General features: G+C 68.6%; 15 protein-coding genes and 1 tRNA gene. 8 read left to right on the forward strand and 8 right to left on the reverse strand.

Annotated features, from left to right (window positions below; translation table 11 throughout):
- Window positions 1-548 precede the first annotated feature (548 nt).
- On the forward strand, window positions 549-4,352 hold the full coding sequence (locus VES41_RS10450) for a DUF748 domain-containing protein (protein ID WP_324816384.1): 3,804 nt from the start codon (window positions 549-551) through the stop codon (window positions 4,350-4,352).
- 105 nt (window positions 4,353-4,457) lie between these two features.
- Window positions 4,458-7,196, forward strand: a complete 2,739-nt coding sequence (locus tag VES41_RS10455) for a DUF349 domain-containing protein (protein ID WP_324816386.1) — start codon at window positions 4,458-4,460, stop codon at window positions 7,194-7,196.
- A gap of 50 nt (window positions 7,197-7,246) precedes the next feature.
- Here the strand turns inward: VES41_RS10455 and VES41_RS10460 are convergent, their stop codons facing one another.
- The 5 genes from VES41_RS10460 to VES41_RS10480 all read right to left on the reverse strand — a co-directional run bounded on the left by VES41_RS10460 (window position 7,247) and on the right by VES41_RS10480 (window position 10,717).
- Window positions 7,247-8,047, reverse strand: coding sequence for a M90 family metallopeptidase (locus VES41_RS10460; protein WP_324816479.1), 801 nt, complete (start codon window positions 8,045-8,047; stop codon window positions 7,247-7,249).
- Window positions 8,048-8,078: 31 nt separating this feature from the next.
- Window positions 8,079-8,852, reverse strand: coding sequence for a UDP-2,3-diacylglucosamine diphosphatase (locus VES41_RS10465; protein ID WP_324816387.1), 774 nt, complete (start codon window positions 8,850-8,852; stop codon window positions 8,079-8,081).
- A gap of 26 nt (window positions 8,853-8,878) precedes the next feature.
- Window positions 8,879-9,391 (reverse strand): peptidylprolyl isomerase, encoded by a 513-nt coding sequence (locus VES41_RS10470; RefSeq protein WP_324816388.1) that lies wholly within the window; start codon window positions 9,389-9,391, stop codon window positions 8,879-8,881.
- 31 nt (window positions 9,392-9,422) lie between these two features.
- Window positions 9,423-9,971: a peptidylprolyl isomerase gene (locus tag VES41_RS10475; RefSeq protein ID WP_324816481.1), complete on the reverse strand. Its 549-nt coding sequence runs from the start codon at window positions 9,969-9,971 to the stop codon at window positions 9,423-9,425.
- Between the two features lie 110 nt (window positions 9,972-10,081).
- Window positions 10,082-10,717: a tetratricopeptide repeat protein gene (locus tag VES41_RS10480; RefSeq protein ID WP_324816389.1), complete on the reverse strand. Its 636-nt coding sequence runs from the start codon at window positions 10,715-10,717 to the stop codon at window positions 10,082-10,084.
- A gap of 257 nt (window positions 10,718-10,974) precedes the next feature.
- Between VES41_RS10480 and cysS the strand changes: the two genes are divergently transcribed.
- From cysS to VES41_RS10495, 3 genes are read left to right on the forward strand one after another with little or no spacing between them, the layout of a single operon-like run.
- On the forward strand, window positions 10,975-12,366 hold the full coding sequence (gene cysS, locus VES41_RS10485; RefSeq protein ID WP_324816391.1) for a cysteine--tRNA ligase: 1,392 nt from the start codon (window positions 10,975-10,977) through the stop codon (window positions 12,364-12,366).
- Between the two features lie 35 nt (window positions 12,367-12,401).
- Complete coding sequence (locus VES41_RS10490) at window positions 12,402-13,034, forward strand: DNA-3-methyladenine glycosylase 2 family protein (protein ID WP_324816482.1); 633 nt, start codon at window positions 12,402-12,404, stop codon at window positions 13,032-13,034.
- Window positions 13,035-13,081: 47 nt separating this feature from the next.
- Window positions 13,082-14,059, forward strand: a complete 978-nt coding sequence (locus VES41_RS10495) for an acetyl-CoA carboxylase carboxyltransferase subunit alpha (protein WP_324816392.1) — start codon at window positions 13,082-13,084, stop codon at window positions 14,057-14,059.
- A 32-nt stretch (window positions 14,060-14,091) separates the two neighbouring features.
- Here the strand turns inward: VES41_RS10495 and VES41_RS10500 are convergent, their stop codons facing one another.
- Window positions 14,092-14,388 (reverse strand): YkvA family protein, encoded by a 297-nt coding sequence (locus VES41_RS10500; RefSeq protein WP_324816394.1) that lies wholly within the window; start codon window positions 14,386-14,388, stop codon window positions 14,092-14,094.
- A 108-nt stretch (window positions 14,389-14,496) separates the two neighbouring features.
- Here VES41_RS10500 and tilS point away from each other — a divergent pair, with 108 nt between their 5' ends.
- The 3 genes from tilS (at window position 14,497) to VES41_RS10515 (ending at window position 17,011) form a co-directional block, all read left to right on the forward strand.
- On the forward strand, window positions 14,497-15,483 hold the full coding sequence (tilS, locus tag VES41_RS10505) for a tRNA lysidine(34) synthetase TilS (protein WP_324816396.1): 987 nt from the start codon (window positions 14,497-14,499) through the stop codon (window positions 15,481-15,483).
- A 143-nt stretch (window positions 15,484-15,626) separates the two neighbouring features.
- Window positions 15,627-16,895 carry an aspartate kinase gene (locus VES41_RS10510; protein WP_324816397.1) on the forward strand — a complete coding sequence of 423 codons (1,269 nt, stop codon included), beginning with the start codon at window positions 15,627-15,629 and terminating at the stop codon, window positions 16,893-16,895.
- 23 nt (window positions 16,896-16,918) lie between these two features.
- A tRNA-Ser gene (locus VES41_RS10515) sits at window positions 16,919-17,011 on the forward strand.
- A 58-nt stretch (window positions 17,012-17,069) separates the two neighbouring features.
- Here VES41_RS10515 and VES41_RS10520 read toward each other — a convergent pair.
- Entirely contained in the window at window positions 17,070-18,206 is a 1,137-nt protein-coding gene (locus VES41_RS10520) for an acyl-CoA dehydrogenase family protein (protein ID WP_324816398.1), read from the reverse strand.
- Window positions 18,203-19,396, reverse strand: coding sequence for an acyl-CoA dehydrogenase family protein (locus tag VES41_RS10525; RefSeq protein ID WP_324816399.1), 1,194 nt, complete (start codon window positions 19,394-19,396; stop codon window positions 18,203-18,205). The genes VES41_RS10520 and VES41_RS10525 overlap by 4 nt, the downstream gene beginning before the upstream one ends.
- Between the last annotated feature and the right edge of the window lie 3 nt (window positions 19,397-19,399).

A 19,399-nucleotide genomic window follows, 5' to 3' on the forward strand; every position in this document is an offset into this window, starting at 1 on the left:
AAGCAAAGTTCACGTTTCGACGGAATCAGTGGGCCTCGAGGGGTCGGATGTCGAGGCCAGCGGGGGATTCTAGGGAGGTCAAAATACACGGTCAAGCATAAGGGAATCGTTTTTTATTTCCAAATGTCAGCTCAGAGCCGCCGCGAGCGCCTCCGCGAATCGATGTGCCGGGGGCCATTGATATTTCGATTTGCACTTCGCCGGCGCACGGTCTAACCTGCGCTTGCCTGAATGTTTCAGGCGTCCGCCGAGACCCGGCAGACCAAGGGCAGCATCCCCGAGGTCCGACGGTCGAGGCCCCCAACGGTGGCAATCTCTTGCCGCCAGCACCGCCGGAACCATCCTCTTCCGGAGGTGCGAACAGATGGCATGAGCCTTGGGCCCGCCATCGAGCCCGGTGCGAGACTTCACGTCATGCACCGGGCTTTCTCTTTTGTGGGGTGGGAAGGCGTCGGCGAATGCGGCAAACTGCCGCCATGAATGCTGTCTCACTAACTAAGAACAAATGGGTGCGGCGTGCAGCGGGGGCCTTGGGAGCGCTGCTGATCTTGTGGGCCCTTCTGTGGCTGGCCGTGCCGCCCATCCTCAAGAGCCAGTTGCAAAAGCACGCCAGCGAAGCGCTGGGGCGCCAGGTCACGGTCGGCAAGATCGACTTCAAGCCCTGGACGCTGGAGCTTTCCGTCGACGACCTGCGCATTGCCAGCGCCGACGGGGGGCATGCCCAGGTCGAGATCGGGCGCGCGTACGTCGACGCCGAACTGCAATCTCTGGTGCGCCTGGCACCGGTGATCGACGCCGTCGTGATCGAACGACCGGCGGTGCGGGCGGTGCGCAACAAGGACGGCAGCTATGACTTCGACGACATCCTCAAGCGGCTTGCCGCTCCTGGCAAGCCGAAGGAAGAGGGAGCAGAACCCGCGCGGTTCGCCATCTACAACATCGAGCTGACGGGTGGCAGCATCGATTTCGACGACCAGGCGATCGGACCCAAGCACGAGATCCGGGACCTGACGCTGGGTATTCCTTTCCTCAGCAGCCTTCCTTCCCAGCGCGAAGTGAAAGTGCTGCCCAAGCTGGCGTTCACGCTCAACGGCAGCGCCTTCGATTCGACCGCCGAGGCGCTGCCTTTCGCCGAGGCTCGCCAGGCAGGTGCGCGGGTGCATTTCAAGGGGCTGGATCTGCAGCCGTTCCTCGGCTACGCGCCGCGCGACCAGGTCGCCCGGCTGGCGGGGGGGACGCTGGACGCGGACCTGCAGGTGAACTTCCAGCAGGGACCGGAGGAAGGACTGCGCATCGGCGGCACCGTCGAGGTGCACGACGCCAGGCTGCTGGATGCGCATGACAAGGACCTGCTTTCCTTCCAGGGCCTGACGGTGCAACTGGCTGAAGTGCGGCCGCTGGAAGGCAAGGTGCACGTGGCCGAGGTCACGCTGCAAGGCCCGCAGCTGACCGTGTCGCGCAACGCCCAGGGCCGGCTGAACCTGCAGCCACCGCCGGCGCAGGAGCAGGCTGGGCAGCCGCCCGAGGTCTCGCGCCCGATCGCCGAGGCGGCCAAGGGTGCGGCCGAGAAGCTGGTGTGGACGGCGCAGGTCGACAAGATCGGCTTGCACGGGGGAGTCGTGCGCTGGAGCGACGATGCCGTCGCGCCGGCGGGCAAGGTCGAACTGACGGCCCTCGAACTGTTGGCCCAGGATGTGCGGTGGCCGATGGACAAGCCGGCGAAGTTCGAAGGCGGGTTCGGCCTGGGTGGGGGCAGCCTCAAATTTCAGGGCGAGGCGACCGACCGGTCGGCCAAGGTGCAGACCGAGATCGGCAAGCTGCCGCTGTCGATTGCGGCGTCCTACGTGTCTGCCTACCTGGCGCCGACCCTCGACGGCACGCTGGCTGGCCGCATCGGCGTCGAATGGGCGAAGCCAGACCAGCTCCAGGTGCAGGTGCAGGAGCTGTCGGCCGAGGCACTCGCGCTGCGCGAAGGCAAGGACACGCTCGTCGGCGTCGGCAAGCTGGCGCTGGCCGACGCCAGGATCGACCTCGCCCAGCGGAACATTTCGGTGGCCAGCCTGGCGATCGACAAGCCCAAGGCGGATGTCGCCCGGGACGGCCGAGGGCGCTGGATGTACGAGGATTGGCTGAAGGCGCCGCCATCGTCCGGGCCGTCCGCCGACGGGACCGCCGGCAGGGGCGGGGGGGCGCGCAGCGCCGGGACCGAAAAGCCGTGGCAGGTCGGCCTGGCGAAGGTCAGCATTTCCGGCGGGGAAGTGGGTTTTTCGGACAAGTCCGTCAAGGGCAGCAGGCCGGTGGAGGCGAGCTTCAGTTCGCTCGACCTGTCGATGGAGAAGTTCTCGCTGGACGGCAAAGGCGATCTGCCGCTCGAGATCTCGGGGCGTATCGGATCGGGCCGCCGCACCGAGCAAGGGCGCTTTGCCTACAAGGGCACGCTCGCGCTCAAGCCCGTGGCCACGCAGGGGCGCCTGGAGGTGGGCGGCTTTCCGGCGCAGGCGTTCGACGCGTACGTGGCCGATCGGCTGCCCAATCTCGACTTGCGCCGGGCGCTGCTGAACTATCGCGGCACGCTGCGCTTCGCCAGCGAATCCGCCGGCCCCCGCGTGGCGCTGAACGGCGATGCGGCGGTCGACAGCCTGCGCGTGAACAGTTCGGTGCTGGTCGAGGCTGCCGGAGGCGGGTCGCTGAACCGCAATGCCGGCCGGTTGTTGTCCTGGGGGTCGCTCAGCCTGCGCGGCGTCAAGTTCGACATGGTGCCCAACGTACCGTTCAAGCTGGACGTGCGCGAGACCTCGCTGACGGACCTGTTCGCCCGAATCGTCATCGACGAAGGCGGCAAGCTGCATCTGCAGGACCTGGCAAGCAGCAAGCCGGTCGAGGTGGCCACGGCGCCCAAGCCGGGCGCGGCGGCAGCGCCTGCCGGCCAGGCCGGTGCCGGCGCTTCCACGGTGCGCAAGCCGGTCAGCGGCGAAACCGTCACCCGCTCGGATCAGCCGGTGACGCCGCCGGCCGCTGCAGCGCCGACGGCCGCCCCAGCGCGCGCGGCGGCCCCTGTCCCGCCCGCCGAACTCATGGTGGGCGGCGAGGCGCCCGTGGCCACCGCGCCGGCCGCTCCCGCCGCCCCCCCGCAGGACACCGGTCCGCAGCCGGAGATCAACTTCGGCCCGATCTCCCTGGTCAACGGCCGCATCGACTTCACCGACCACTTCGTCAAGCCGAACTACTCGGCCGACCTGAGCGCGCTGACCGGCAAGCTCAGCGCCTTCTCGTCGCAGCCGGTGGACGGCAAGGCAAGGCTGGCGGACCTCGAGTTGCACGGCAAGGCGCAGCAGACCGCCTCGCTGGAGATCGTCGGCAAGCTCAACCCGCTGGCCAAGCCGCTGGAGCTCGACATCGGCGCGAAGGTGCGCGACCTCGAGTTGGCGCCGCTGTCGCCCTACACCACGCGCTACACCGGGCATGGCATCGAGCGCGGCAAGATGAGCGTGGACCTGAACTACAAGGTCGAACCGGATGGGCGGCTGACGGCCACCAACAAGCTGGTGCTCAATCAGCTCGCTTTCGGCGAGGAGGTCCCGGGGGCCGAGCGAACGTTGCCGGTCAAGCTGGCGGTGGCGCTGCTGGCCGACCGCAATGGCGTGATCGACGTCGAGTTGCCGCTGTCCGGCTCCGTCAACGATCCGCAGTTCAGCCTCGCGCCGCTGATCTGGAAGGGCATCGTCAACCTCATCGTGAAGGCCATCACGTCGCCCATCAGCCTGCTCACAGGCGGCGGGGGTGGTGGCGGAAGCGGCGGCCCGTCGGACGTCATCGTCTTCGAGGCCGGCCGCGACACGCTGAACGACGCCGCGCGCCAGAGTCTGGACAAGGTCGCCAAGGCCATGACCGACCGACCCAACCTGCGCATGACGGTGGTGGGCACCGCCAGCCTGGACAAGGAAAAGGACGCCTACCGCAAGGCCCGCCTGCGCGAGATGGCGCAGGCCGAGAAGCGGCGCGCGGCCGTGCGCGCCGGCAAGGACGCCGGCGCCGTCGAGCCGCTGACCGACGCCGAGTATCCGGCGCTGCTCGAGGCGGTCTACAAGCGCGCCGACATCAGCAAGCCGCGCAACCTCATCGGCATGGCCAAGGATCTTCCGCTCGCGGAAATGGAAGACCTTCTCATGAGCAACATGACGGTCGACGAGGAAGCGATCCGGCAGCTGGCGGTACAGCGCGGCGTGGTGGTGCGCGACTACCTTCTGGAGCACAAGGCGCCGGCGGAAAGCCTCTTCCTGGGGGCCGTCCAGACCAAGGCGTCGGGTGCCGACTGGAAGCCCGGCGCCGAGCTCAAAGTGGACGCGCGTTGAGCTTGGCCGGCGTGTCGGTCAAAATGGAGGGCTGCGCCGGGAATTCCGGCGCCTTTGCATTTGACCGACATCTTTCCCCCGATATTCCCCGACAAGCGACCCGACGTGACTTCCACCACCCACAAGCCCCACGACATCCAGGCACTCGACGCTCTCACTGGCGGCGCCTTCACTGCGCCGACGGCGGGCGAACGCGCCCAGCGCGTGCGCGACTGGCTGGCGCGCGGCCCGGCCGCCGAACAGTTGCAGGAAGTGTTCAAGGAGCTCAGCGGCCGTGACAAGGGCGCGGCGCGGCTGGTGCGCGAAAAGCTGGACGAGGCGCGCCGCGCACGCGACCAGGCCGCCATTGCCGCCGAATGGGAGCAGAAGGCGCAGGTCCTGCTCGACCAGCCGCGCATGAACATCGCCGATGCCCTGGCCTGGCAGCGCGACGCCGCCAAGGCCGGCGCGCCGCTGTCGCGCGAGCCGCTGGCCGGCCTGCGCCAGCGCCTGGCCGAGCGGGTCAAGGGCGTCGAAGACCTGCAGCACCGGGTGCAGGTGCACCGCGAGGCGGCCGTGCTCCTGGTGCAGCGCTTCGAAGTGCTGTCCACCAAGGGCTGGCAGGATGCCCAGGCGACCGGCGACGCGCTGGCCGCGGACGTTTCCGCATGGAAGCAGCAGGCTGGCGAGATCGCCGGCGATCCCAACTGGAACAGCCTGGACGTGCGCCTGCCGACGCAGCTCGACGCGTCCCGTGCGCAGTTGCTGGCCGTTTCCGACGCCTTCCAGGCCGCATTGGCCCAGGCGGTTGCCGCGGCCACCGATGCGGCCGCGCCGCTGCCGCCCGTGCCGGTCTGGGCCGACGAACTGCGCGCCGCGCGCGGGCTGCCGCCCGAGGCGGCACCGGCCGCCGCCGCGGAGCGCCCGGCGGCGCCGCGCGGGCCCAAGGTCGATCCGGCGGCACGCAGCGCCGCGATCCAGGCCGTGCAGGCCGCGCTCGACAAGCTCAAGGAAGAAACCGCGCAAGGCCATGGCAAGGGCACTGCCAGCGCCTCGGCCGCCTTGCGCGCCGTCCTCAAGGAACACGGCCGCCTGGTCGAGCAGCCGCTCGAAGGCGAAGTGCATGCCGCCCTGGTGGCCGCTGGCGAGCTCGAGGGCTGGCAGCGCTGGAGCGCGGACAAGGTGCGCGAGGAACTGGTCGCCAAGGCCGAGGCCCTGCTGCACCGTCCCGAGGGACAGGCACTCGGCGGCCGCAAGATGCAGGAAAACCTGCGCGCGCTGCGCGAGCAATGGAAGAAGACCGATCAGGGCGGCATGCCCAACCACGCCTTGTGGAAGCGCTTCGACGAAGCGTGCAACGAGGCGCACAAGGTGGTCGAGGCCTGGCTCGAGAAGGTTCGTGCCGACGCTGCCGAGCACAAGGCCTTGCGCCTGGCGCTGATCGAAGAACTCAAGGCCTGGGGCGCGGCCCACGCTCAGGACACCGACTTCAAGGCCCACAACCGTGCGCTGCACCAGTTCGCTGACCGCTGGCGCGATGGTGGCCATGTGGGCGAAAAGCTTTTCGCCGACCTGCAGGCGCAGTGGAGCGAAGCCTTCGCCGCCGCTCGCGCGCCGCTCGAAGCGGCGCAGAAGGCCAGCATGGAGCGCCGCCAGGCCATGATCGCCGAGGCGGCCGAGTTGGGCGCCGCGCCGCAATTGCGCATCGATGCGGTGCGGGCGCTGCAGCAGCGCTGGCAAGCCGAAGCGCAAGGCGTTCCCATGGACCGCCGCCAGGAACAGAAGTTGTGGGACGCCTTCCGTGCGCCCATCGACGAAGCGTTCAACCGCAAGACTGCCGAACGCGAAAAGGCCGCGGCGGCCACCAGCGGATTCGATCGCCAGGTCCTGATCGCGGCCAAGGCGCTCGAGGCCGCCAACGCCGAGGGCGACGCGCAGAAGATCCGCGCGGCCATGGCGGCGCTCGAAGCCGCCATGCGCGGCGAAGCCCCGGCGGCCGAAGCGCCGGCGGCGCCGCCGGCCGCGGCTGCCGCCGCAGGTGCGCCGGCGGATGCAGCGGCGGCGTCGCCCGCACCGGCCGACGACGCGCCGGCGGCTGACGCGACGCCGGCCGAGGAAGCCCCGGCGACCGAAGGCAGTGAAGAGCCATCGGCCGTTGCGGCCCAACCCGAGACGCCTGCGCCGCCGCCGGCGCCGCGCAAGCCCGTGGTGGCCGTGCGCGGCGACGATCGGCCCGGCGCACGCAAGGCCGACGCTGGCGCGGACGCGCGCGGCGGAAGGGCGGGCGACCGGCGCGACGGCCGTGACAGCCGTGGCGGGCCGCGTGGCGCCGACCGTGGCGGCCGCTCCAACGACCGCTTCGGCGATCGCGAACGTTCGCCACGCCCGGGCGCGGACCGGCCGCGGCTGGGCGACACGGCGTTCCGGGCCCAGCGCGATGCGATCGAGCACGCGCAGGCCGCGCTGCGCAAGCTGGCTTCGCAGGCGCATGGCGAGGCGCTCACCCAACTCATGACGGCCTGGGAAAAGCGCGATGCGGGCCAGTTGCCCAGCGTGCAGGAACTGGGCCGCGCCGTGTCGCCGGCGGTCCGCGGCCAATGGCAGCAGTCGCTCGGCGCGCCGGCCCGGCCGGACGATGCGGCCAGCGAGTCGCTGTTGCGCCTGGAGATGGCGGCCGAAGTCCCGACGCCGGCCGAACAGCTGGAAGCACGCCGTGCCCTGCAGCTGAAGCTGCTGACGCGCCGGGCCGATCCGAGCCCGGCCCAGACCTGGGGCGAGGACGTCGGCAAGGTGCTGGTCTCGCCGCACGACGCAGGCACCGCCCGTCGCCTGCAGGCGGCGCTGAAGGCGCTGCTGCGCCGCTAGGCGCAGCGAGCGGGCGGGCTCGGCGCAAGCCTGGCCCGCCGCTGCCCGCCTTAGCCTGCCTGCACCTGTCCGCCTAGAAAGAACGCGTCGAAAAGGCGCAGCAGCCCAGGATATTCCTGGGCGAAACGGAGCCGGGTCACGAAATACGCTTCGCAGGACACGGCGAAGAACTCGGTGATCGACTGCGCGGCATAGGGGTCGAGCCAGGGCTCCTCGCCGCCGAAGCGTTCGGCCATGATGACCTGTTCGCGCAGGCCGTCGTAGGCCGGCTGCATGGCCTCGTCCCACGCGGCCCTGGCCGCGCGCGCTCCGCGGGTGCCGAGAAAGCCGGGCGGCAGCGGCGGACAACCGTCGGCCAGTCCGTCGCGCATGTCGATCTTGTGGGCGAACTCGTGGATCACCACGTTGTAGCCTTCGTCATGCGTGATGCTGCTGGCCAGAACGTCCTGCCAGCTCAGCATCACGGGACCGTGCTGCATGGCTTCGCCGGCCACGACTTCGTCGTACTCGTGCACCACGCCGGCTTCGTCCGTGACCTGCCGGGTGGCCACGACTTCGGACCGGTGCACGACCACGCCGACGAAATCGTCATACCAGTCCAGACCGCCGGGCAGGTGCAGCACCGGCAGCACGGCCTGCGCCGCGACGGCCAGCGCCACCTCATCGGTAATGGTGAAGCCGTGGGCGCCATGGAAGCGCTTGTCGCGCAGGAACTCGGCCGCCATTCGGCGCAGGCGCTCGAGGTCGGCCGGGGATCGGTCGGCGAGAAAGGGATAGCGGGCCAGCGCTGAGCGCCACGCGCCGTCGGGGATCGCCGGCGCCGCGCGAAGGCCGCGAAGCCAGCGAGTCAGCATGAACGAGTCAGTGGCGCGCCCACGGCCTTCAGCGCAGGTCCACGCGCTTCATGCCGGCGGCCGTCAGGCACAGCACCTGGGCACGCGGCGGGCGGGCGTCCGCATCCCAGTCGCTGAGCACCACGCGACGCAGGCCGTCGCCGAGGTCATGCTCGGCGGGACGATGGGTGTGGCCATGCACGAGCGTGGCCGCACCGGCGCGCACCAACCATTCGTGCGCGGCGGCGGAGTCCACATCGGCCCAGACCATGCCAGGGGCCTGCTGGCGTGCCTCGCTCTGGGCGCGCGCCGAGCGAGCCAGCGTCCGGCGCTGCTCGAGCGGCTGGGCCAGCACGGCCTGTTGCCATTGCGCACTGCGAACCTGCCGGCGCATCTGCTGGTACTCGGTGTCGTCCAGGCACAGGGCGTCGCCGTGGCTGAGCAGCCAGCGCTCGTCCATGAACACGAGCACGGTCGGGTCCTGCAGGAGCGTGAAGCCGGCTTGCGCCGCAAAGCGCTCGCCAAGCAGGAAGTCGCGGTTGCCGTGCATGAAGTAGACGGCGCGCTGCGCGCACGTCTCGCGCAGCCACTGTGCGCACTGCGCCTCGAAGCCGGGCGCGTCGGCCGCGTCGTCACCGACCCACACCTCGAACAGATCGCCCAGGATGAAGATGGCATCGGCCGGCGTGGTCTGCAGATAGCCGCGCCAGGCTTCGACTGTCGCGGGCTGCCCGGGCTGCAGGTGCAGATCCGAGATGATGTCGATCATGCGCCAAGCGGGCGGCGCCAGCAGTTCCGGAAAGGCCTGCGCAGGCGTGTTCATGGCAGCCAGGGCGGGCGCGGGATTGCCTATTCGGCGATGACCACGGCCTTGTCGACCACGACGTCGTCCACCGGCACGTCGTCATGGAAGCCGCGGCGACCGGTCTTGGTGCGCTCGATGCGATCGACGACGTCGGTGCCCGAGACCACCTTGCCGAAGACGGCGTAGCCCCAACCCTGCGCGGTGGGCGCCGTGTGGTTAAGGAAATCGTTGTTGGCAGCGTTGATGAAGAACTGCGCGCTGGCCGAATGCGGCGCGCTGGTACGCGCCATCGCCACCGTGTACTTGTCGTTCTTCAGGCCGTTGTTGGCCTCGTTCTCGATCTGTTCGCCGGTGGGCTTTTGCTGCATGCCGGGCTCAAAGCCGCCGCCTTGCACCATGAAGCCGGGAATGACGCGGTGGAACACGGTGCCGTCGTACTGGCCCTTCTTCACGTAGTCGACGAAGTTGGCCACCGTCTTGGGGGCCTTGGCCGCGTCGAGTTCGAGGACGATGACGCCCAGATCGCGGATGTGCAGTTCGACTTGGGGATTGCTCATGATGTTGACCTCCTGGAAAGATGGATAAGGTTCAGGGTGCCACGAGGGTGGCGGACTGGATGACCACCGGCTGCTGGGGCACGTCCTGCATGCCGCCCTTGCGCCCGGTGGAGACTGCGCGGATCTTGTCGACCACGGCCTGGCCCGAGACCACCTTGCCGAACACGGCGTAGCCGTGCCCGTCGGGCTTCGGCGCATTGAGCATGTCGTTGTTCTTCACGTTGATGAAGAACTGCGAGGTGGCCGAATTGGGGTCGCCGGTGCGGGCCATGGCGATGGTGTAGGCGTCGTTCTTCAAGCCATTGTCGGCCTCGAGGGGGATCGGCGCACGCGTTGCCTTTTCCTTCATGTCGGCGGTGTAGCCGCCGCCCTGGATCATGAAGCCGTCGATCACGCGGTGGAAGATCGTCCCGTCGTAGTGCTTGTCCTTGACGTACTGCAGGAAGTTGGCGACCGTCTTCGGTGCCTTGGCGGGGTCGAGTTCGAGCACGATGTCGCCGGCGGTGGTGGCGAGCTTGACGCGCGGCTGGCCTGCAGCGGCGGTCTGTGCCCAGGCGCTGCTGCCGATCAACAAGGACATGCCGAAGGCGGCAAGAAGGCTGCGGCGCGAGAAAGCAGTGGAATTCAAGGACTTGGCCCTTTGCGAGGAGATGAAGGAAGCCCGGGCCGTCATTTGCGGCCCGGCGTTGGTCAGCGTACGGCGCCGCCGTTGCCGGCCGGGCGGGGCGGCGCCGGTTTCGCAGCCGGCGCCGCCGGTGCGAACACCTGCCGCAGCAGCTCGAGCTTGGGCGCAATGGTGGCGTTGCCCTTTTCCAGTTGCTGGGCCCGCTGATAGGACTGCGCGGCCAGACGCACGTACACGTCGCCCAGGTTCTCGCGCGCCGTGGCGTAGTTGGGGTTGATCTTCAGGGCGGACTGCAGTGCGTCGGCGGCCTTGTCGAACTCTCCCTGGGCGGCATACAGGGCGGCCAGGTTGTTGAAGGGCTCGGCCAGTTCGGGGAATTCTCGCGTCAACGCCGTGAACGCCTCGACGGCCTCGGCCTGCCGGCCCTGGTTGGTGAGGATGACGCCGCGCAGGAAGCGCATCTGGGGATCGCGCGGGTTGCTGGCGATGTACGCCTCGGATTTGATCAGCGCCTCGTGGGCATTGCCCTGGCGCAGCAGCGCGCTGACGTCGTCGTACTGGTCGGCATGGGCGGCGCCGAATGCAGCGAACAGCAGCGCGGCGGCAAGCCGGGCCGCGCACCCCCCGGACAGGGCGGGGCGGATACGGCGGAATGGGCGGAAAAGGCAGTGACGGATACGTGAAAAGTCGACCTGCTGCATGAAGCCTCGGAGATGATGAGGGCGCACGGCCGAGGCCGTTATACTCGCTGGCCCATTGTAGCCGAGGCACTGGCGCCCGAAGGCCACGCGCCAGCGCGGCAGGCAGCCGCAGCGGGGCCGATGCGGCGACAGCGCTGCGTCGGCACGGCATCAACGCGACCCACTTGCCAGGGCCTCACTTTCCTGAAATAAAGCGTCGCTTGCCCGTACGCGAATTCCATCCTTCGGGCACCGAACCGGCGTCTTTGTCGAATCCCATGAGTCTGCGCATCTACAACACGCTCTCGCGTGAGTTGGAGGAGTTTTCCCCGTTGCGGCCCGGTACGGTCCGCATGTACGTCTGCGGCATGACGGTGTACGACTACTGTCACCTCGGGCACGCCCGCTCGATGCTGGCCTTCGATGCCGTCCAGCGCTGGCTCAAGTGCAGCGGCTTCGACGTCACCTACGTGCGCAACATCACCGACGTGGACGACAAGATCATCCGGCGCGCCGTCGAGAACGGCGAGTCGATTCGCAGCCTGACCGATCGCATGATCGACGCGCTGCACCAGGATGCAGATGCACTGGGCATCGAGCGCCCGACGCACGAGCCGCGCGCGACCGAGTACGTGCCGCAGATGCTCGCCATGATCGGAACCCTCGAGCGCAAGGGCCTGGCCTATCGCGCCGCCAACGGCGACGTGAACTACGCGGTGCGCAAGTTCCCGGGCTACGGCAAGCTGTCGGGCAAGTCGCTCGACGAGTTGCACGCCGGAGAACGCGTTGCCGTGCTCGAGGGCAAGGACGATCCGCTCGATCCGGTGCTGTGGAAGCGCGCCAAGGCCGAGGAACCGGCCGAGGTGAAGTGGCCGAGCGACTTCGGCGCCGGCCGTCCCGGCTGGCACATCGAGTGCTCGGCCATGGCGTGCGACCTGCTGGGCGAGAGCTTCGACATCCATGGCGGCGGGGCCGACCTGCAGTTTCCGCACCACGAGAACGAGATCGCGCAAAGCGAAGGCGCCACCGGCAAGCCGTTCGCGCAGGTGTGGATGCACAACGGCTTCATCAACATCGACAACGAGAAGATGTCCAAGAGCCTGGGCAACTTCTTCCTGATCCGCGATGTACTCAAGGTCTTCGACCCGGAGACGGTGCGCTTCTTCGTGTTGCGCGCGCACTACCGCAGCCCGCTGAACTACAGCGATGCGCACCTGCAGGATGCGCGCGCCGCGCTCAGGCGCCTGTACACCGCGTTGCAGCGCTCGGCGGCGCCGGCAATGCCGGCCATCGACTGGCGCGACCCGTACGCCGCGCGCTTCAAGGCCGCGATGGACGAGGATTTCGGCACACCCGAGGCGGTGGCCGTCTTGTTCGACTTGGCCGGCGCGATCAACCGCGCCGCCACGGACGCGGAAGCGGACCGCCTGGCCGGCCTGCTGCGCGCGCTGGGCAAGTGCCTTGGCCTGCTGCAGGGCGAGCCCGACGACTTTCTGCGCGCCGGCACGACGCTGGACGAAGCGGAGATCGAGCGGCTGATCGCACTGCGCGCCGCCGCCAAGGCTGCCAGGGACTTCGCCGAGGCGGACCGGATCCGGCAGGAGTTGCTGCAGCAGGGCATCGTCCTGAAGGACTCCGCCGCCGGCACCACCTGGGCAGCGGCTCAGTGAGCCGGCAGGAGAACGACCCGGTGGCCACCAGCGACATGCCCGTTCAGGTCTTCACGCCCGACTACTGGGAAGATGCGTGCAAGCACCTGGCCAGGAAGGACCGCGTGATGCGCCGGCTGATCCCGCAGTTCGGCGACGCCTGCCTGGAGTCGCGCGGCGACGCGTTCACCACGCTGGCCCGCAGCATCGTCGGCCAGCAGATCTCGGTGAAGTCGGCGCAGGCCGTCTGGGACCGCTTCGCCAGGTTGCCGCGCCGCATGACGCCGGCCACCGTGCTCAAGCTCAAGGTGGACGACATGCGCGCCGCCGGGTTGTCGGCCCGCAAGGTCGAATACCTGGTGGACCTGGCGCTGCACTTCGCCAACGGCACGGTGCACGTCGACGCCTGGAAGAACATGGACGACGAGGACATCATCGCCGAGCTGGTGGCCATCCGCGGCATCGGCCGCTGGACGGCCGAGATGTTCCTCATGTTCCACCTCCTGCGTCCGAACGTGCTGCCGCTCGACGACGCGGGCCTCATCGCCGGCATCAGCCACAACTATTTCTCCGGCGAGTCGGTCAGCCGCAGCGATGCGCGCGAGGTGGCGGCCGCCTGGAGCCCCTACTGCAGCGTGGCGACTTGGTATATTTGGCGATCACTCGAGCCTGTGCCGGTTGCCTATTAGTGCCAAAGATTCAATAGACCGGACAACTGGAGCAATTGGAGTTAGCCGTGGCCAAAAGAACATTCCTCGACTTTGAGCAGCCCATCGCCGAGCTCGAGTCCAAGATCGAGGAGCTGCGCTATGTGCAGAGCGAATCCGCCGTCGACATCTCCGAGGAGATCGACCAGCTCAGCAAGAAAAGCCTGCAGCTCACCAAGGACATCTACAGCGAGCTGACGCCCTGGCGCATCACCAAGATCGCCCGTCACCCCGAACGCCCGTACACGCTGGACTACGTGGGCGAGATCTTCACCGACTTCGTCGAACTGCACGGCGACCGCCACTTCTCGGACGACCTGTCCATCGTCGGCGGCCTGGCGCGTTTCAACGGCACGCCCTGCATGGTGCTGGGTCACCAGAAGGGGCGCGACACCAAGGAACGCACCGCGCGCAACTTCGGCATGAGCAAGCCCGAGGGTTATCGCAAGGCGCTGCGCCTCATGAAGACGGCCGAGAAGTTCAAGCTTCCGGTGTTCACCTTCGTGGACACCCCCGGCGCCTATCCGGGCATCGACGCCGAGGAGCGCGGGCAGTCCGAGGCGATCGGGCGCAACATCTTCGAGATGGCGCAACTCGAGGTGCCGATCATCGTCACCATCATCGGCGAGGGCGGCTCCGGCGGCGCACTGGCCATCTCGGTGGGCGACCAGGTGCTGATGCTGCAGTATTCGGTGTATTCGGTCATCAGTCCCGAAGGCTGTGCTTCCATTCTGTGGAAGACCGGCGAGAAGGCGCAGGAGGCGGCCGATGCCCTGGGCATCACGGCGCACCGGCTCAAGGCCCTGGGCCTGGTCGACAAGATCGTCAGCGAACCGGTCGGCGGCGCACATCGCGACCACCGGCAGATGGCGGTCTTCCTCAAGCGCGCACTGGGCGACGCGTTCCGCCAGGTCAGCGACCTCAAGCCGCGCGAACTGCTCGATCGCCGCTACGAGCGGCTCCAGAGCTACGGCCGCTTCTCCGACACGCGCGCCGACTCGCGCTGATTCCGCTCCACGCCAGCCGGTGACCGCGCGCCTCAGGGGTCGCGACGGGCAGAAGCCTGGCGGCCGGCGCGCGACTTGAGCGCGGCGTACAACTCCGGCGGCATCCAGCGGGCAGCCAGCCGCAGCAGGATCACGGCCACGACCCCGTCGTCGAGCCAACCGAGGACCGGCAACAGGTCGGACACCAGGTCCACCGGGCTCAGCACGTAGGCGGCGGCCGCCAGAATCGCAATCCGTGACGCCAGGGGCGTGGCCGGATTGCGCAGCATGGCCCAGGCCAGGGCAAGTTCGCGGCGCAGGCCGAACCACAGGGTACCGAGCTTCCACATCGACGCGTCCTCCTTGACGGTGGCGGGCGGTTGTCGCCCACCACTGCAGCTGGGGGCAATGCGTCGGCCTGCAATCCCCGCCGTGCCCGGCCAAAGCACAATCGCTCCATGGATTGTGCGACCGATGAAACCCCTGCCGTCGAGAAGGCTGTTGCCGCCTTTTCCCCCGGTCTGCCGCTGGCGGTGGCTTTCAGCGGCGGAGCCGATTCGAGTGCGCTGTTGCTGGCCTGCGCCCGCCGCTGGCCCGGCCAGGTGGTGGCCTGGCACGTCCACCACGGCTTGCAGGCCGCCGCCGATGACTTCGAGACGCACTGCCGGGCCGCCTGCGCGCGCTGGCACGTGCCCCTGGCAGTGCGCCGAGTCGATGCCACGCACGCCAGGGGAGAAAGCCCGGAGGATGCCGCGCGCCGGGCACGCCGGGGCGCGTTTGTCGCGCTCGCGCAGGAGGCCGCCGAAGTGGCCGACGTGGCGCTGGCGCACCATGCGGACGACCAGGCCGAAACGCTTCTGCTGGCCTTGTCGCGTGGCGCCGGGCTGGGCGGACTGGCCGGCATGCCCGCGCTGGCGCATTGGGGCAGCCTGCGTGTGCATCGGCCCTTGCTCGGCCTGAGCGGCGCGGGCATCCGCGACTGGCTGCGCACGCAGGGCGAGACCTGGATCGAGGATCCGACCAACCAGGACGGGCGGTTCACCCGCAACCGCATCCGCAGCCAGGTGCTGCCGGCGCTGGAAGCGGCGTTTCCGCAGTTCCGCGCCACGTTCGCGCGCTCTGCGCGACATGCCGCGCAGGCGCAGTCATTGCTGGCCGGGCTCGCCCGGCAGGACCTGGAGGCGACCGGCGAGCCGCCGCGCATCGCCGACCTCCAGCGGTTGCCGCGCGAGCGACAGGCCAATCTTCTGCGCCATTGGCTGCAGGGTGCACATGGCTGCCTGCCCAGCGCGGCGCAACTGGAGGAACTGCTCGACCAGGTGCAAGCCTGCCGTACCCGCGGGCACCGCCTGCACCTCAAGGCAGGCCGCGGCTTCGTGCGCCGGCAGGGCGACGTGCTCGATTGGTACAATACTGCGCCCTTGCCGCCCGAGGGGCGTGGCTGAGTTCCGGATTCCATCTTGCCCTTGTCCGCCGGCGCGAGCTTGCGACTTCGCAGCGTGCCCGTGCGGACGGAAAGCCAACCAGCCTTCGGTCAGGCGATCGACGTTCGGCAAGCGGCGGCATCCTCACATCTAGACAATTACCCATGGCATTGATCGTTCACAAATACGGCGGTACGTCGATGGGCTCGACCGAGCGCATCCGCAACGTGGCAAAGCGCGTGGCCAAATGGGTGCGGGCCGGCCACCAGATGGTCGTCGTGCCCAGTGCCATGAGCGGCGAAACCAACCGCCTGCTGGGCCTGGCCAAGGAACTGGCGCCCGGACGCACCGACACTGCCTACGGCCGCGAACTGGACATGCTGGCTGCCACCGGCGAGCAGGCGTCGTCGGCGCTGCTGGCGCTCGCGCTGCAGGCCGAGGGCATTCCCTCGGTCAGCTATGCCGGCTGGCAGGTGCAGGTGCTGACCGACAGCAGCTACACCAAGGCACGCATCGAGCGCATCGACGACGAGCGCGTGCGCGCCGACCTCGAAGCCGGCAGGGTGGTCGTCATCACCGGTTTCCAGGGCGTGGACGACAGCGGCAACATCACCACGCTGGGCCGCGGCGGCAGCGATACCTCGGCGGTGGCCGTGGCTGCGGCGATGAAGGCGGCCGAGTGCCTCATCTTCACCGACGTGGACGGCGTCTACACCACCGACCCGCGGGTCGAGCCCGACGCGCGCCGGCTCAAGACCGTGAGCTTCGAGGAAATGCTGGAGATGGCCAGCCTGGGCTCGAAGGTGCTGCAGATCCGCTCGGTCGAATTCGCCGGCAAGTACAAGGTGCCACTGCGCGTGCTGTCGAGCTTCACGCCCTGGGACATCGACATCGAGGAAGAAGCCAACTCCGGCACGCTGATCACTTTCGAGGAAGACGAGAACATGGAACAAGCCGTCGTTTCGGGCATTGCGTTCAACCGCGACGAAGCCAAGATTTCGGTGCTGGGCGTGCCGGACAAGCCGGGCATCGCCTATCACATCGTGGGCGCGGTGGCCGACGCCAACATCGAGGTCGATGTGATCATCCAGAACCTGAGCAAGAACGGCATGACCGACTTCTCGTTCACGGTGCATCGCAACGACTACAACAAGACGCTCGAATTGCTCAAGAACCAGGTGCTGCCGGCACTGGGCGCCTCGACCGTCGAGGGCGACGCCAAGATCTGCAAGGTCAGTATCGTCGGCATCGGCATGCGCAGCCACGTGGGCGTGGCCAGCAAGATGTTCCGCGTGCTCAGCGAAGAGGGCATCAACATCCAGATGATTTCCACCAGCGAGATCAAGACTTCCGTGGTGATCGACGAGAAGTACATGGAACTGGCCGTGCGCGCGCTGCACAAGGCGTTCGATCTGGACCAACCCGCCGCATAAGATGGCATAATCATGCCTTCAGCGGAAACGTGACCGAGTGGCCGAAGGTGCTCCCCTGCTAAGGGAGTATGGGGTGTAGAGCCTCATCGAGGGTTCGAATCCCTCCGTTTCCGCCAAAGACCCAAGCAAAACGCCCCTCACGGGGCGTTTTTGCTTTCCGGCCTTCAACCGGGCCTACGCCAATGTGGCAGCCGCCTCCCGCGCGAGAGAAGCGTCATCCAGCGCCAGCGCGGCGAGCGTGTCCAGATGCTTCCCTTCACCGCCGAAGAGCGTTGCAGCCGCGGCCAGTCGGCGCACGTACTGTCCCAATTCGTATTCCTGTGTCATGCCGATGGCGCCGTGCAGTTGCACGCATTCCTTCCAGGCATGCCGCGCGGCACCTGCGGCCTGCGCCACCGCGGCTGCGGCGCGACGGGCGGCCAGCGACGGCGCAGCCGAATCGTCGTCCAGCGTGCGGGCGGCGGCGCGTACCAGGGCGCGTGTCTCTTCCACTTCCACCAGCAGGTCCACCAGGCGGTGCTGTACCACCTGGTTGTCGCCGATGCTGCGGCCGAACTGTCGGCGCGTCTTCGCGTAGTCGAGCGTGATGTCGAAGGCGCGCTGGATGCTGCCGACGAGCTCGGCGGCATGGACCACGCCGGCGCGGCGCTCGGCCGCCTGAACGGCGAGCAGGGCGGCATCGCCTTCGGCCAGCAGCTGGACCGGCGCGTCCACGAAATGCAGGCGCGCGGCGCTGCGCCCGTCGTAGCAGGTCACGGCCTCCACCCGGATGGCGGACGGATCGGCCTGCGCGAGCAGCAGGGCCGTGCCGCCGTCCGGCCTGTGGGCTTCCACGAGCCAGGCATCGGCGCCGGCTGCACCGACGACCAGGCCGCTGCGACCGTCCAGGCGCGGGGCATTCGCGTCTGCGCGCAGCACCAGCGCGGCCTGCCGAGGCACGAAGGCGATTCGCCGGGCGCCCTGCGCCAGCGCCGGCAGCCATGCGTCCTGCACCGCCGGCGCGGCCGCACGCGCCATCAGGTCGGTGGCCAGTACGCCGCTGGCCAGCCAGGGCTCGTTGATCAGGCCACGGCCCTGTTCCTCGGCCAGCAGGCAAAGGTCGAGCGTGGACGCCGACAGGCCGTCCTGGCTTTCCGGCACGGCCATGGCCAGCCAGCCCATCTCGGCGAATGCCGACCAGTGCTGAGGCAGGCAACCGTCTTCGCGTGCCATGGCCTGCGCGCGCTGCGCCGCGGTGTAGCCGCGTTCGATGTAGCGCCGGGCGCTGTCGACCAGCATGCGCTGGTCATCGTTCAAGGTGATGTCGCTCATAGTCCGAGTACCTGCCTGGCCAGGATGTTGTGCTGGATCTCGCTGGAGCCCCCGGCGATGGTGTAGCCGCGCGAGAGGAAGCGGCGCGATGACGCCGTGCCGGCGATGGCGGCCAGACCTTCCGGCGCATCGCCGCCGCCTTCGAGCCGCTGCGCGTCCAGGGGCAGGGCGTCCTCGCCGAGCGCGTCCACGGTGAGTTCTTCCCATAACTGGATGAGCTGGCTGCCGCGCAGCTTGAGCATGGAGACGTCCGCACCGATGCGCTCGCCGGCCTGGGCGCGGGCGATGAAGCGCTCGGCGTTCGCCTCGAGCGCCAGCAGGCGCGCGTCCAGCTGCGCGAAGCGCGTGCGAAACCACTCGTGCTCGGCGATGCGGCGGCCGTTGACCTGGCGCTCCATGGCGACCGTGCGGCAGCGTGCGCGTCGGCGCTTGTTCTCGCCCACCCGTGCCAGCTTCAGTCGTTCGAACTCCAGCAGCGACTTCGCAATCGTCCAGCCCTGGTTTTCCTCGCCCACCAGGTTGTCCACCGGAACCTCGACGTTGTCGAGGAACACCTCGTTGAACACCACCCAGCCGTGGATGCCGACGATCGGCCGCACGGTGATGCCCGGGCTCTTCATGTCGATCAGCAGGAACGAAATGCCGGCCTGCTGCTTGACCTGCGTGTCGGTGCGCACCAGGCAGAACATCCAGTCGGCGTACTGGGCGTAGGACGTCCAGATCTTCGATCCGGTCACGACGTAGTGGTCGCCGCGGCGCTCGGCGCGCGTGGCCAGCGAAGCCAGGTCTGACCCGGCGTTCGGCTCCGAGTAGCCCTGGCACCACCACTGCTGTCCCGAAGCGATGGCCGGCAGGAAGCGCTGGCGTTGTGCATCGCTGCCGTAGCGCACCAGCACCGGGCCGATCATGTCCAGCGTGATGGCGTTGAGTTCGGGCGCGTCGTGGGTGCACATCTCCTCGTCGAACGCCAGCTGCTGGTTCACGGTCCAGCCGAGGCCGCCCCATTCCTTCGGCCAGTGAGGCACCAGGTAGCCATGTGCGGCGAGGATGCCATTCCAGGCGATGGTGCGCTCGCGGGACAGGGGTTGGCCGCGGCGCACCGAGTCGCGAATGTCGGTGGGCAGATGCTGGCGCAGGAAGTCGCGCAGCGCTTGTCGAAACGGTTCGAGGTCTTGGGTCGGGTCGGGCATGGT

The organism is Variovorax sp. (assembly GCF_035634955.1).
Classification (GTDB): domain Bacteria; phylum Pseudomonadota; class Gammaproteobacteria; order Burkholderiales; family Burkholderiaceae_C; genus Variovorax.

Coding starts and splice junctions, on each gene's coding strand:
- VES41_RS10480 (WP_324816389.1), bottom strand. CDS start 10,717: ATGCAGCAGGTCGACTTTTCACGTATCCGTCACTGCCTTTTCCGCCCA.
- VES41_RS10525 (WP_324816399.1), bottom strand. CDS start 19,396: ATGCCCGACCCGACCCAAGACCTCGAACCGTTTCGACAAGCGCTGCGC.
- VES41_RS10500 (WP_324816394.1), bottom strand. CDS start 14,388: ATGTGGAAGCTCGGTACCCTGTGGTTCGGCCTGCGCCGCGAACTTGCC.
- tilS (WP_324816396.1), top strand. CDS start 14,497: ATGGATTGTGCGACCGATGAAACCCCTGCCGTCGAGAAGGCTGTTGCC.
- VES41_RS10510 (WP_324816397.1), top strand. CDS start 15,627: ATGGCATTGATCGTTCACAAATACGGCGGTACGTCGATGGGCTCGACC.
- VES41_RS10470 (WP_324816388.1), bottom strand. CDS start 9,391: ATGAGCAATCCCCAAGTCGAACTGCACATCCGCGATCTGGGCGTCATC.
- cysS (WP_324816391.1), top strand. CDS start 10,975: ATGAGTCTGCGCATCTACAACACGCTCTCGCGTGAGTTGGAGGAGTTT.
- VES41_RS10520 (WP_324816398.1), bottom strand. CDS start 18,206: ATGAGCGACATCACCTTGAACGATGACCAGCGCATGCTGGTCGACAGC.
- VES41_RS10475 (WP_324816481.1), bottom strand. CDS start 9,971: ATGTCCTTGTTGATCGGCAGCAGCGCCTGGGCACAGACCGCCGCTGCA.
- VES41_RS10465 (WP_324816387.1), bottom strand. CDS start 8,852: ATGAACACGCCTGCGCAGGCCTTTCCGGAACTGCTGGCGCCGCCCGCT.
- VES41_RS10490 (WP_324816482.1), top strand. CDS start 12,402: ATGCCCGTTCAGGTCTTCACGCCCGACTACTGGGAAGATGCGTGCAAG.